This window comes from Duganella dendranthematis (genome assembly GCF_012849375.1).
GTDB lineage: Bacteria > Pseudomonadota > Gammaproteobacteria > Burkholderiales > Burkholderiaceae_D > Rugamonas > Rugamonas dendranthematis.
Genome location: NZ_CP051684.1, coordinates 2,215,634 through 2,229,048, shown reverse-complemented (window position 1 = coordinate 2,229,048; position 13,415 = coordinate 2,215,634). Strand labels below are relative to the sequence as shown.

The 13,415-nt window shown below is 60.9% G+C and carries 10 protein-coding genes; 6 read left to right on the top strand and 4 right to left on the bottom strand.

Features of this window, described 5'->3' with window-relative positions; all coding sequences use genetic code 11:
- The first annotated feature begins 3 nt into the window (after positions 1-3).
- A complete protein-coding gene (locus tag HH213_RS10175) occupies positions 4-2,130 on the top strand; it encodes a M3 family metallopeptidase (RefSeq protein ID WP_110845860.1) in 2,127 nt (708 codons plus the stop codon).
- A 33-nt stretch (positions 2,131-2,163) separates the two neighbouring features.
- On the opposite strand, the gene HH213_RS10170 is transcribed toward HH213_RS10175, so the two are convergent.
- Genes HH213_RS10170 through HH213_RS10155 form a run of 4 tightly spaced genes read right to left on the bottom strand, consistent with a single transcriptional unit; the run spans position 2,164 to position 5,628 of the window.
- Positions 2,164-3,030: a hypothetical protein gene (locus tag HH213_RS10170; protein ID WP_169112181.1), complete on the bottom strand. Its 867-nt coding sequence runs from the start codon at positions 3,028-3,030 to the stop codon at positions 2,164-2,166.
- A gap of 24 nt (positions 3,031-3,054) precedes the next feature.
- A complete protein-coding gene (locus HH213_RS10165; RefSeq protein WP_169112180.1) occupies positions 3,055-3,924 on the bottom strand; it encodes a hypothetical protein in 870 nt (289 codons plus the stop codon).
- Positions 3,921-5,114: a hypothetical protein gene (locus HH213_RS10160; RefSeq protein WP_169112179.1), complete on the bottom strand. Its 1,194-nt coding sequence runs from the start codon at positions 5,112-5,114 to the stop codon at positions 3,921-3,923. The genes HH213_RS10165 and HH213_RS10160 overlap by 4 nt, the downstream gene beginning before the upstream one ends.
- A complete protein-coding gene (locus HH213_RS10155; RefSeq protein ID WP_169112178.1) occupies positions 5,107-5,628 on the bottom strand; it encodes a PAAR domain-containing protein in 522 nt (173 codons plus the stop codon). The genes HH213_RS10160 and HH213_RS10155 overlap by 8 nt, the downstream gene beginning before the upstream one ends.
- Positions 5,629-5,773: 145 nt before the next feature.
- Between HH213_RS10155 and HH213_RS10150 the strand changes: the two genes are divergently transcribed.
- From HH213_RS10150 to HH213_RS10130, 5 genes are all read left to right on the top strand, one after another.
- Positions 5,774-5,977 carry a VF530 family protein gene (locus HH213_RS10150; protein WP_161043027.1) on the top strand — a complete coding sequence of 68 codons (204 nt, stop codon included), beginning with the start codon at positions 5,774-5,776 and terminating at the stop codon, positions 5,975-5,977.
- Positions 5,978-5,990: 13 nt separating this feature from the next.
- Positions 5,991-6,266 (top strand): DUF4404 family protein, encoded by a 276-nt coding sequence (locus HH213_RS10145; protein WP_169112177.1) that lies wholly within the window; start codon positions 5,991-5,993, stop codon positions 6,264-6,266.
- 90 nt (positions 6,267-6,356) lie between these two features.
- Positions 6,357-8,756, top strand: a complete 2,400-nt coding sequence (locus HH213_RS10140) for a YgiQ family radical SAM protein (RefSeq protein ID WP_169112176.1) — start codon at positions 6,357-6,359, stop codon at positions 8,754-8,756.
- 199 nt (positions 8,757-8,955) lie between these two features.
- Positions 8,956-10,431 (top strand): hypothetical protein, encoded by a 1,476-nt coding sequence (locus tag HH213_RS10135; RefSeq protein WP_169112175.1) that lies wholly within the window; start codon positions 8,956-8,958, stop codon positions 10,429-10,431.
- Between the two features lie 145 nt (positions 10,432-10,576).
- Complete coding sequence (locus tag HH213_RS10130) at positions 10,577-13,375, top strand: EAL domain-containing protein (RefSeq protein ID WP_229263380.1); 2,799 nt, start codon at positions 10,577-10,579, stop codon at positions 13,373-13,375.
- Positions 13,376-13,415 lie beyond the last annotated feature (40 nt).

Below are 13,415 nucleotides of genomic sequence, written 5' to 3'. Positions count from 1 at the left end.
TCAATGAATCGTACCAACGTCATTATCGCCGCCAGCATCGCGGCAGTATTCAGCGTCGCGCATGCGGAACCCGCGTCGCTGCTGCCGGCATCGAATCCGTTCGCCAAGCCGAGCACCCTGCCGTTCGGCTATCCAGCCTTCGACAAGATCAAGAACGAAGACTACGCTCCGGCGTTTGAAGAAGGCATGCGCCAGAACGCCATCGAGATCGAAGCGATCGCCAACAACAAGGCCGCGCCGACCTTCGACAATACCATCGTGGCGATGGAAAAATCCGGCCAGCTGCTGTCGCGCGTATCGAGCGTGTTCGGCAACCTGTCCGGCGCCAACACCAACGACACCTTCAAGGCACTGGAGCGCGAACTGTCGCCGAAACTGGCCGCCCACAGCGATGCAATTCGCCTCAACAGCAAGCTGTACGCCCGTGTCAAGGCGCTGTTCGACAAGCGCGACAAGCTGCACCTGGATGCGGAGTCGAAGTATCTGCTGGAACGCTACCACACCGATTTTGTGCGCGCCGGCGCCCAGCTGTCGGATGCCGACAAGGCCAAGCTGAAATCGATGAACGCCGAACTGGCCAAGCTGCAAACCACCTTCGCGCAGAACGTGCTGGAAGAAGCCAACGCCTCGGCGCTGGTGGTCGATACGCGTGAAGAACTGGCCGGCATGTCGGACAAGGCGATCGACGCCGCCGCTGCCGCCGCCAAGGCCAAGGGCCAGGACGGCAAGTTCCTGATCCCGGTGGTGAATACCACAGGCCAGGCCAGCCTGGCGGTGCTGACCAACCGCGCGGTGCGCGAGAAGCTGATGGCGCTGTCGCTGGCGCGCGGCAGCCATGGCGGCAAGTTCGATAACACGCAAGTAGTGCTGTCGCTGGCCAAGCTGCGCGCCGAGAAGGCCGCGTTGCTGGGCTATCCAAGCTTCGCCGCGTACTCGCTGGAAGACCAGACCGCGCATGATCCGGAAGCCGTCAACAAGATGCTGTCGGAGTTCGCCCGCCCTGCTGTCGCCAACGCTAAGAAAGAAGGCGCCGAGATCCAGCAAGTGATCGACAAGGAAAATGGCGGCTTCCAGCTGGCTGCGCAGGACTGGTCGTTCTACAGCGACAAGGTGCGCGCCGAGCGCTTCAACTTCGACCAGAACCAGCTGCGTCCTTATTTTGAACTGAATAACGTCATCACCAACGGCGTGTTTTACGCGGCCAACAAGGTGTACGGCCTGACCTTCAAGGAGCGCAAGGACCTGCCGGTGTACGATCCGGACGTGCGCGTGTGGGACGTGTTCGACGCCGACGGCAAGCAGCTGGCGATCTTCATCGGCGACTACTACGCGCGTTCCAACAAGCGCGGTGGCGCCTGGATGAACGCCTACGTGTCGCAGTCGTCGCTGATGGGCACCCACCCGGTGGTGGCGAATCACCTCAACATTCCAAAGCCGAATCCGGGCGAGCCGACGCTGCTCACCTACGACGAGTTGCGCACCGCCTTCCACGAATTCGGCCATGCGTTGCACGGCATGTTCTCGAACGTGAAGTACCCGCGCTTCTCCGGCACCCGCGTGCCGCGCGACTTCGTCGAGTTCCCGTCGCAGGTCAATGAAATGTGGTCGGTCGATCCGGCGGTGCTGGCCAACTACGCCAAGCATTACCAGACCGGCGCGCCGATGCCGCAGGAACTGCTGGACAAAGTCATCGCATCGAAGAAATTCAACGAAGGCTTCCGCACCACCGAGTACCTGGCGGCATCGATCCTGGACCAGAAATGGCACCAGCTGGGCGTGTCCCAGATTCCGTCGGATGTGCTGACGTTTGAGGTGAAATCGCTGAAGGATGCCGGCGTCGACTACGCGCCGGTACCGCCGCGCTACCGCACCACCTACTTCTCGCACGTGTTCGCAGGCGGCTACTCGGCCGGTTACTACGGCTACCTGTGGTCGGAGAAGCTGGACGCCGACACCGTCGACTGGTTCACCGAAAACGGCGGCATGCAGCGCAAGAACGGCGACTACTTCCGCAAGATGCTGCTGTCCAGAGGCGGCACCATGGACGCGATGCAGATGTACCGCAACTTCCGCGGCCGCGATGCCAAGATCGAACCGCTGCTGGAGCGCCGTGGTTTGACCGAGAAGTAATCTTCTAGACGAGTAGCGCTGGCCATGGCCAGCCTACTCGCATACGATATCCCGGTAGTAGTTTTTATCAGGGTATTCAGGCTGATGGCGAGGGCGTTCAGGCATGGGATAACCATGTCTGCTTGTCCAAGCCTCAATATCCGGGATGACCCCCGGCTGCTCATTGGCAGGGCATTCGAGCAGGCACAGCCAGGTATTGCCATTCATCCCGATCACGGGCTTAGGTGCGTCCTTTAGTCGAGCCCACCCGATAAGCTGGCCGATGAAGTTGCCGCGCTTTGTGTACGTGGTCACATCAATATAAGGCCGCTCGTTATCGAACAGCTGCGCTGTCCATTCCCTGCAACCGACGTCACCAAGATGGCTGCCGCTTTTCCACCCTTCCTCGTATCGCTTCTGATCCAGGAAAGTACATGGGCTGGGGCCAAAGGTGAAGTTTCCCGGAATTCCTTGTGACCACCTCAGATACGGAAGCGCATAGGGCTTGGTCGCCGGGTAATCGGGCGGGACGAGCATAATAAGATCATTGAATGACAGCCTCCCGGTAAATCCGCGTAGATCGTTGTCGCCCCCGGTTACATTGCCTTCAGCATCGAAAGAAATGAGTATCGTTGCAATGGCCGGACGTTTGGGCGTCGGAAAAGTCGTCGCGTTCGGCATCAGTACGCCGCCATGCAGGCGGGGATAAGTAGAGCCCTTCCTGGCAAATCTCGCATTCATTTGCTGCGCTTCCCGATAGTCTTGTGCACGATCCTTTTCGGGCCCGACAAATAGCAAATAGCGAACCTCCCAGTCGCGTTCGAGCCAGTCGTGTTGTTTCTTCTCAGTGAGGTCCTCTGCTTGTAACGCTGTCATCAAACACATCAACAAGCCGACTAGCAAGGTCTTGATTATATGCACGGCGTCCTCCTTTATCATGTGTGTTCAATCGTGGTTAAGCTCGTTGATATCGTCCCGGTAGTTTTTGTCTGGATATTCAGGTTGATACGGTGGTGGAACAGGCACGGGATAGTTGTGTTTGCGGGCCCATGCCTGGATGTCGTTGATAGAACCGGGCTGTTCTCCCGTTGGGCATTCGTGCAGACAGAACCAGGTCTTGCCATTCATGCCGATGATCGGTTTGGGGGCATCTTCAAAACGTGACCAGCCGACGAATTCGCCAATGAAATTGCCGCGTTTGGTGTAGGTGGTAACGTCGAGATAGGGGCGTTCATCATTGAAAAGCTGCGCTGTCCATTCACGGCAGCCGAAGTCGCCTGGATAACGGCCGCTTCTCCAGTCATCTTCATAACGTAGGATGTCCAGCATCGTGCATGGCCCAGGGCCGAACGTCATGTTGCCGGGCACACCCTGAGACCAGTGAAGAAGACTGTACGGTTTTTCTGTTGGCGCGCTATCACGCATCAGGACAAGATAATCCAGCGCAGTTCGTTTTCCGGTGAGGCCAAGTAATGCAGCGTCGCTGGTGACTCTGCCTTGATGGTCAAAGGTGATTAGTGTGGTGGCGATATTTGAAGCATTTGGTGTCGCAAAGACAGCGGATTTTTTAAACAGCGCCATCGCATCAAGATAAACGTGGTGTTTTCCCTTTTTGCCGTCATTGGCATTTTTCTCTTTCGCCAACAGCTGCCATTCCTTCTGCCGTTCTTCTACAGTGACATACAGAAGATAACGCACTTCCCATGGCGTGTTCAGCCAGACCCGGGAATGGTCTTCATTGTTTTGCGCGGTAGCGGAGGCTTGATAGATTGTGCATGCGGTAGTTAAAACGATGATTTTGTTCAGATGATTCATATTATCCCGTGCTCCCGAATCGTAATATGCAGATGGTGGGCATGGCCTTTTTCCACCTTGCTTGTCTGTTCATTTATGTTCGCCTCACCGGTTCCATGAGTATTGAAATTCATGTACCAAGGATCCAGTAACTGACTCACCGCGCGGTGACTTGCCAGGCCCGCACGAAGGTCCCGCATTATCTTTGGCTCACTTTTCTTCATTTCTGACACTCGTTCGCTTCTTTTTTCTTCTGCGGCATCGATAGCCTTTACGTCCTTTTCACGTGTTGCCCGAGCTTTCAATTCCTGCCATTCTGCGCGAAGCGTCTTTTCTTTATCCGAGACGTATGGATTGCTGGAATGGCCTTTAAGCAGCAAACCTATACGATTGATTTTGACTTTTTCAGTTGGTGTGGCGATGTAGCAGACGTCTAACCCAAGGCCCGCGCGATGAGCAATGGAGCCATAGCAGGGGCGCCAGCATGAAGTCACTAGCATGTCGGTGATTCCCAGCTTATAGGCCTCGGTGAGCAAGGATTCGAAGGCAATTGGATGCGTGCGAGTCAGGACATCTGTGGTTGTGGAAATGCCCGCAATGTTGTCCTGAGCATTACCGCCTTCTTCAAACGCAATGTTCAGCTTGTGTGCATCGGGAAATGCTATCTCGAGTCTGGCTGATCTGAGGCCTCGATAAATATTGCTTATGGCCTGTCTGACTTCAATTGGCGTGTCGGCCGCCAGACATTTTTGGGCTTCGTTTTCTGAATAGCGATGGGAGATGGCCATCCAGATGTTGCCGGTCAACGGGGCTTGATAACAGTCCCAACCTTGTGAACCGGACGTTAAAGGTTGGCCGATGACTGGTCGAAGATCGGCGTGATGGCCTGTTTTTTCGGTGATCTTAATCAGCACGTTGTTGTTGCCTACTTCCACCGCATAGACCGGTGTGCTGCGATGATCAGGATGGACGTCGCTGTTGAGATAAAGGGCGACCTTGCTCCCGATATCGACCATGCGCTTGATCTTCCTGGTGCCATCGAGCTTGCCTAGCTTGCTTTGTATTTTGCCGTTGATGGAAACAAGATAGGGAATGGCCAGGCCGGCATCGGTGGCCTTTGTATCGAATTCGTAGCAGACCTCCCGCTTGGCGCTGACGGGGACTGCCTTGACAGTGGCGTTAGCGTCGAGGGTAGCGTCGGCATCACTCATCGCTGGCCTCCGTCTCCCAGTAGAGCTTGACGGTGTCGGGGCTGTTGCTGCTGACGTGCTGGGTGTGACCAGTCTCGTCAGTCACGCCGCGAACGGTGCGGCCGTCGGGGAGTTCGATACGGTAGGGCAGGCCGGCGACTGGCTGGCCGGTGGTCTCGTCGACGGCGCGGAAGGCGCCGCTGTATTGCGCGCGATCTTGGGTGACGGGGGCGGCGCTGCTGGCCGGCACCGCCACGCCGCCGCCGCCGCCATCGTCAATCACCATCTGCTGCTGCGTGGCGATCAGTTTGGCGCCGCAGGCTGTCTGCATGCCGTCCACCGCCGTGCCGATGCCGGCGTAGGTGTGGAAGTCCAGCCCTTCGATGATGGGAAAGGTGCCCTTGCATTGCGGGCAGAAGGTTTTGTGCCCCAGCAGCGCCACCGCGCGGCCGTTGGTGGTGACCAGCTCGTTGCCTTCGAGGACTTTGCCGCCGTGGGAGGTCGGGTCGCCCTTGCAGATGACGGCGCGCATCATGAGCTTCTCCAAGGAAAAAGAAGTCACTCTAGAGCGGCGCGGCGCAACCTATACTGATCTGGCACACAAGCTTGGGTTAAGCATCACACTGGAATGTTGGCCACTTTGTGTACAATCATCCCAGCCTTCGATTTTTGAGTACGATATGAACAACCAACTACACGGCGTAACGCTGGAAGCGATAGTGACTCGTCTGCAGGAACACTACGGCTGGGAACAACTGGCGCAGCGGATCGAGATCAACTGTTTCATCAGCGATCCCAGCATCAAATCCAGCCTGAAGTTTTTGCGCAAGACGCCGTGGGCCAGGACGCAGGTCGAAGACTTGTATCTGGCCACCACATTCTAAACAGGGAACGATTATGGACAGCAATCTGAAAACCTCGCTCAAGAGCCTGCATGCCAATCTGGCCAATGCCGGTCCGGTCGATGAGGAATTGCAGGAGCTGCTGCGACAGCTCAACGGCGATATCCAGACGCTGCTGGAGCGCGGCACCGAGCCGGCCCCCGGCGAGTCCACCACGTACGGCCTGGCCGAGCGTTCGCAGGAGCTGTCGGCCAAGTTCGCCGCCAAGCATCCGACGCTGGAATCGGGCCTGCGCGAGCTGGGCACGATCCTGTCAAACATGGGTATTTGATATCGTTTTCGCACAAGTGTTTGAAAAGTAAAAGGAAATTCACGACCGCGTGAGCGGAACGGGGCTAACTCCGGTACAATACGGCCCCATATGAATCCCCCTACCAATTTATTTGCGGCCGTCCCGAAGCGGTCTGCCCGCGCTGCTGTAGCGCCTTTCCTGCCGATGTCCCGTGAAGAAATGGACGTGCTCGGCTGGGATCAGTGCGACGTCATCCTGGTGACCGGCGATGCCTATATCGACCATCCGAGTTTCGGCATGGCCCTCGTCGGTCGTCTGCTGGAAGCCAACGGCTACCGGGTTGGCATCATCGCCCAGCCGGACTGGCTGTCGGTCGACGCCTTCCGCGCGCTGGGCAAGCCGCGTCTGTATTACGGCGTCACCGCTGGCAATATGGACTCGATGGTCAACCGCTATACCGCCGACCGCAAGCCGCGTTCGGACGATGCCTACACCCCGAACGGCGAGCCGAACAAGCGTCCGGACCGCGCCGTCACGGTCTACGCCCAGCGTTGCCGCGAAGCGTTCCCTGGCATTCCGGTGGTGATCGGCTCGATCGAAGCCTCGCTGCGCCGTATCGCCCACTACGATTACTGGTCGGACAAGGTGCGCCGTTCGGTGCTGTTCGAGTCCAAGGCCGACATGCTGATCTTCGGTAACGCCGAACGCGCGCTGGTCGACCTGACCAAGCGCATGGCCGATGGCGAGCCGATCAAGAGTATCCGCGATCTGCGCGGCACCTCGTTCCTGGTGCCGGCCGGTTGGATGCCGAACGAAGAGTGGGGCGTGCACAACAGCACCCGCGTCGATACGCCGGGCAAGGTCGACAAGCATGTCGATCCGTACCTGATGGTCGAGCCGAACTCGCCGACCTGCGCCACCAGCAACGATCCGAACGCCAAGCCGGGCGAGGAAACCAATCCGGCCATGGTCGAGCCGACCAAGGCCACTGCCGAACCAGCGCCACCGCCACCGGCGCCGTCCGAATACAAGCCGATCCGCATCATGAGCCGCGAAGAACGCCGCGCCATGGAGCTGGAAAAGCACCACAAGACCGTGGTGCGCCTGCCGTCGTTCGAAACCGTCGCCAGCGATCCGGTGATGTATGCGCACGCCTCGCGCGTGTTCCACCTGGAGTCGAATCCGGGCAATGCGCGCGCGCTGGTGCAGGGCCACGGCGACCGCGACGTGTGGATGAACCCGCCTCCGCTGCCGCTGCAGATGGACGAGATGGACAATGTCTACGACATGAACTACGCCCGCGGCCCGCACCCGAGCTACGGCGGCGCCAACATCCCGGCGTGGGAAATGATCCGTTTCTCGGTCAACATCATGCGCGGCTGCTTCGGCGGCTGCACCTTCTGCTCGATCACCGAGCACGAAGGCCGCATCATCCAGAGCCGTTCCGAGCCGTCGATCCTGCGCGAAATCGAGCACATCCGCGACAAGACCAAGGGCTTCACCGGCATTATTTCCGACCTGGGCGGCCCGACCGCGAATATGTATCGCCTGGCCTGCAAGGACAAGGAAATCGAGACCACCTGCCGCCGCCTGTCGTGCGTCTACCCGTCGATCTGCGTCAACCTGGGCACCAACCACAATCCGCTGATCAAGCTGTACCGTCGCGCGCGCGCCATTCCGGGCATCAAGAAGATTCTGATCCAGTCCGGCCTGCGTTACGACCTGGCGGTGCGTTCGCCCGAGTACGTCAAGGAACTGGTGACCCACCACGTCGGCGGCCTGCTGAAGATCGCGCCCGAGCACACCGAAAGCAATGTGCTGAGCAAGATGATGAAGCCGGGCATCGGCGCCTACGACGAGTTCAAGGCGCTGTTCGAGAAGTATTCGCTGGAAGCCGGCAAGAAGCAGTACCTGATTCCGTACTTCATCGCCGCCCACCCGGGCGCCACCGACGAGGACATGCTGAATCTGGCGCTGTGGCTGAAGAAGAACAACTTCCGCCTGGACCAGGTGCAGACCTTCATGCCGACGCCGATGGCCATGGCCAGCGCCATGTACCACTCGCGCCGCAACCCGCTGCACAAGGTCACCGAGGAATCGGAAGAAGTGTTCACCCCGCGCAGCCTCAAGCAGCGTCAGGCGCACAAGGCGTTCCTGCGCTATTACGATCCGAAGAACTGGCCGATCCTGCGCGACGCCCTGCGCAACATGGGCCGTGGCGATCTGATCGGCACCGGCGAACGTCATCTGATTCCGCCGTACACGGCGGGCGAAGAGAACTTCAAGGCGTCGCAAGGCAAGCGCGCGATGCCGATGCTGGCGCCGGGCGAAGGCCGTCGCGAGCGGGGTGCGCCGGTTGGCAGCCGCGGCAAGCCGAACGCGCTCACCGGTTCGCTGACGGCGCGCGCGACGGTCGAGAGCAAGGCCAAGCCGTCGATCCTGGACACCATCAAGATCAAGAAGGCGCCGCCGGCAGCGGCGCCGGCCAAGGGCGGACGTGGCGCGCCACCGCCGCGCGGCCGCAAATAAATCGACGCGAGTAAGCATACGGAAGTCAGCAAAAGCACCCCGCGGGGTGCTTTTTTTTGCACAAATTCTCAAAAGAAATGTTGTTGAATGACCGTATCGGCTTAATAACGTGGATAATTCAGTTCTGCTCGTGCGATCGTCGTCATATTGACGGGCTACACTATCGGCACCGCAGACCTTCTCTGTGAACTGGAAGACCATGAAAAACTTTAAATTCTCCTCCCTTCTGCTGGTGCCGCTGTTTGCCGTGCTGGCCGCGTGCGGTGGCGGCGGTGGCGGCGGCAGCAGCACGCCCGCCACCGTGACGCTGAAAAGCATCGCCGTTACCATGAATTCGACCACCATCCCGGTCACTACCTTCCAGGATGCAACCGCTACCGGCACCTATTCGGACGGCACCACCAAGGCGCTGACCGTGGCCGGCGGGCTGGCCTGGGCCACCAAGAGCGGCAACGCCAGCGTCGCGTCGGTGGCCACCGCCACCGGCCGCGTCACCGGCGTGACGGTCGGCACCGAAACCATCAACGCCACTCAGGACGGCGTGACCGGTTCGGTCGTCGTCACCGTGACGGCGCCGTGGAAAGAAGTCTCGGCCGGCGGTTTCCAGACCATCGCCCGCCGCGCCGATGGCAAGCTGTACGCCTGGGGCCAGAATATCTGGGGCCAACTGGGCGACAGCAGCACCAGTGACCGCACCGCACCGGTGGTGGTCAGCAATGGCGCCGCCGCCACCGCCTGGACCAAGATCGCTGTCGGCGAACAGTTCGCCGTCGGCCTGCGCGCCGGCAGCGGCACCGCCGCCGGCGGCACGCTGTGGGCATGGGGCCTGAACAGCAACGGCCAGCTGGGCCTGGGCGACCAGGTCAACCGTTCGGTGCCGACCCTGATCGGCAAGGACACCAACTGGGTCGGCGTCTGGGCCGGCAAATACCACGTGGTGGCGCTGAAGACGGACGGCACGCTGTGGGCCTGGGGCCGCAATGCGGAAGGCCAGCTGGGCGACACCTCGGTAGCGATCCGCATGGCGCCGGTCAAAGTTGGCGGCACGGACAAAACCAACACCAATACCTACATCTCGGCCAGCGCCGGCGGTACCCACACGCTGGCGATTCTGAAGGACGGCTCGCTGTACAGCTGGGGCGATAACACTAACGGCCAGCTGGGCAACGCGGCCACCAGCACCACGCCGGTATCGACACCAGCCAAAATCGGCAGTCTGAGTTATGTTGCCGTCTCGGCCGGCGGCAGCCATTCGCTGGCGATCGATACTACCGGCAAGCTGTGGGCCTGGGGTTCCAACAGCTCGGGTCAACTGGGCAATAATAGCATTGGCGGCACCGTCAACGCGCCGGCCCAGATCACCACCGACACCGACTGGACCCTGATCTCGGCCGGCGGCGCGCACAGCCTGGCGGTGCGCAGCAACGGCACGCTGTGGGCCTGGGGCGCCAACAGCGACGGCCAGCTGGGCGATGGCAGCGGCCTGGATCAGAGCATTCCTACCGCTGTCGGCGCCGACCGCACCTGGATCAGCATCAGCGCCGGCGGCGCCCATAGCGCCGGCCTGAAAGCGGACAACTCGCTGTGGACCTGGGGCCGTAACGCCAGTGGCCAGCTGGGCAACGGCAAGACGGTGACGTCGACGGTGCCAGTCAGCATCGCCAACCCGAACTAAGCAGTTTTGCGCCACGCGACGGACGGCAGGCATCAGCCTGGCCGTCCGTTGCTTTTTGTGCCGTTAGCTTGGCATAAAGCAGCGTTGGACCAGGGGAAGCGGCTACACTAGAGCCACTGCCTATCGTCCCGGGAACACTGTGACTGTGCGCTTTTCTGCCCTTGCCGCGCTGTGCGCCGCTGCCGCCTTGCTGCTGGCTGCGGTTCCGGCCTTGGCGCTGGAAAAAGTCACCCTGCAACTCAAGCACGTCCACCAGTTTCAGTTTGCCGGCTATTACGCCGCGCAGGAGCTGGGCTATTACCGCGAAGCCGGGCTGGATGTGCGGATTCTCGAAGGAACGGACGGCAACGCGCCCGAGCGCGATGTGATCGCCGGCAAGGCCGAATACGGCACCGGCAGCAGCAGCCTGCTGCTGGCGCGCATGGCCGGCAAGCCGGTGGTGGTGCTGGGCGTGATCTTCCAGCATTCGCCGTATGCGCTGGCGATGCGCCAGAGCGGCGCCGAGCCCGATATCCGCCGCCTGATCGGCAAGCGCGCCATGATCGGTTCTCTCACCGACGACCTTGGCAACGCCGACGAACTGCTGGCCTATCTGACCAAGGAGGGCGTGCCGGCCACCAGCTTCCAGCGCGTCGAGCACAGTTTCAATCCGGACGACCTGATCAATGGCAAGGTCGACGCCATGGCGATCTATACTACCAACGAGCCGGACACGTTCGACCGCCTCGGCTTTCCATATGATATTTACAGCCCGCGCTCGGTCGGCATCGACTTCTACGGCGACAACCTGTTCACCAGCGAGCAGGAACTGGCCAACCATCCGGTGCGCGTGAGCGCCTTCCGCGCCGCCAGCATGCGTGGCTGGCAGTGGGCCATGAGCCACCAGGAAGAGGCGGCGGATATGATACTCAGCAAGTATTCCCGCCGCAGCGACCGCCAGCACCTGCTGTACGAAGCGCGCCAGATGGTGCCGCTGGTGCAGCCGGTGCTGGTGGAGATCGGCTACATGAATCCGGACCGCTGGCAGCATATCGCCGAGGTCTACGCCGGACTGGGTATGATGCAGCGCCAAGCCCGCTTCGACGGCTTTATGTACCGCGTCGACACCAGCCGCACCAGCCTGGCGTGGCTGTACCGGCTGCTGGTGGCCGTGGTGCTGCTACTGGTGCTGGGCGCGGCCATCCACTTCAGTTTGCTGGCGCGCGAGCGCAAGCGCGCGCTGGAAACCATCCGCCATGGCGAGCAGCGCTTCCGCACCATGTTCGAGGCGTCGCCGCTGGGCATCGCGCTGATCGATTCGATCACCTACGAATACCGCGATATCAATGCACGTTATCAGGAGATACTGGGCCGTTCGCAGCACGAACTGCGGGCGCTGCGCTGGCTGGAAGTGGGCCATCCGGACGATGTGGTGCAGATCAAGGCCCAGATGGCGCTGCTGACCACGCAGCAGATCAGCAGCTTCAAGGCGCTCAGCCGGCTGTTCCGGCCGGACGGCACGGTGACCTGGATCGATGTCTCGGTCAACGCCATCGAGCCCGAAGCCGGCACCCATCCGCACCACCTGTGCATGATCGAGGACGTCACCGCCAAGAAGCAGAGCGAGACGCTGATCTGGCAGCAGGCCAATTTCGACACCCTGACCCAGCTGCCCAACCGCCGCATGTTCCTCGACCGGCTGGCGCACGACATGCTCAAGAGCCAGCGCGACCAGTCGCGCATCGCCGTGCTGTTCATCGACCTCGACCACTTCAAGGAAGTCAACGACACGCTCGGCCACCAGCAGGGCGACGTGCTGCTGATCGACGCCGCGCGCCGCATCAGCGCCTGCGTGCGCAAGTCGGACACGGTGGCGCGCCTGGGCGGTGACGAATTCACCGTCATCCTCACCGAGCTGGAAGCGCCGGACCACGTCGAACGCATCGCCCAGGCCATTCTCAACAGCTTGCTGAAGCCGTTCGACCTGGGCCAGGAGCAGGCGTTTGTCTCGGCCAGCATCGGCATCACGCTGTATCCGGACGACGCGCTGGATATCGACGACCTGCTCAAGCACGCCGACCAGGCCATGTACGCGGCCAAGGGCGCCGGCCGCAACCGCTACAGTTACTTCACGCCGACCTTGCAGGTGGCGGCGCTGAACCGCATGCGCCTGACCAACGACCTGCGCGGCGCGCTCAAGGGCCAGCAGTTCGCGCTGTATTTCCAGCCGATCGTGCACCTGGAAAGCGGCGCCATCCACAAGGCCGAGGCGCTGATACGCTGGAACCACCCGCAGCGCGGGCTGGTCAGTCCGCTGGAATTCATCCCGCTGGCCGAAGCGAGCGGGCTGATCGTCGACATCGGCGAGTGGGTGTTCCACGAATCGGCGCGCTGGGTGCAGCGCTGGCGGCAGCAGGTGTATGGCGAGTTCCAGGTCAGCCTCAACCAGTCGCCGCTGGAATTCCAGCGCGAGGGCAGTTCCTACCAGGGCTGGCTGGCGCATTTGCAATCGCTGGCGCTGCCCGGCCAGTCGCTGGTGGTGGAGATCACCGAAGGGCTGCTGCTGGACGCCAGCAGCGCCGTCAGCAACCGCCTGCTGCAATTGCGCGACGCCGGCATCCAGGTGGCGCTGGACGACTTCGGCACCGGCTACTCGTCGCTGTCCTACCTGAAAAAGTTCGACATCGACTACCTGAAAATCGACCGCTCCTTCACCCGCAACCTGGCGCCCGACTCCAGCGACATGGCCCTGTCGGAGGCGATCATCGTCATGGCCCACAAGCTGGGCCTTAAAGTCATCGCCGAGGGCGTGGAAACGCCCGAACAGCGCGACCTGCTGGCCGCCGCCGGCTGCGATTACGGCCAGGGATACCTGTTTGCCAAGCCGATGCCGGCCGACCAATTCGACGCCTTCCTGCGCGATAATGCTATGCCGCTTGCAGCGTCGATAGTCAAAGCCAATTGAAACTATTGGAACAATCAATTTTGCAAATGGCGTGAAAAGC

What these genes read in the sequence shown, in the direction of transcription:
- HH213_RS10175 (WP_110845860.1), top strand. Translation starts at nt 4, where the DNA reads ATGAATCGTACCAACGTCATTATCGCCGCCAGCATCGCGGCAGTATTC.
- HH213_RS10165 (WP_169112180.1), bottom strand. Translation starts at nt 3,924, where the DNA reads ATGAATCATCTGAACAAAATCATCGTTTTAACTACCGCATGCACAATC.
- HH213_RS10160 (WP_169112179.1), bottom strand. Translation starts at nt 5,114, where the DNA reads ATGAGTGATGCCGACGCTACCCTCGACGCTAACGCCACTGTCAAGGCA.
- HH213_RS10155 (WP_169112178.1), bottom strand. Translation starts at nt 5,628, where the DNA reads ATGATGCGCGCCGTCATCTGCAAGGGCGACCCGACCTCCCACGGCGGC.
- HH213_RS10150 (WP_161043027.1), top strand. Translation starts at nt 5,774, where the DNA reads ATGAACAACCAACTACACGGCGTAACGCTGGAAGCGATAGTGACTCGT.
- HH213_RS10145 (WP_169112177.1), top strand. Translation starts at nt 5,991, where the DNA reads ATGGACAGCAATCTGAAAACCTCGCTCAAGAGCCTGCATGCCAATCTG.
- HH213_RS10140 (WP_169112176.1), top strand. Translation starts at nt 6,357, where the DNA reads ATGAATCCCCCTACCAATTTATTTGCGGCCGTCCCGAAGCGGTCTGCC.
- HH213_RS10135 (WP_169112175.1), top strand. Translation starts at nt 8,956, where the DNA reads ATGAAAAACTTTAAATTCTCCTCCCTTCTGCTGGTGCCGCTGTTTGCC.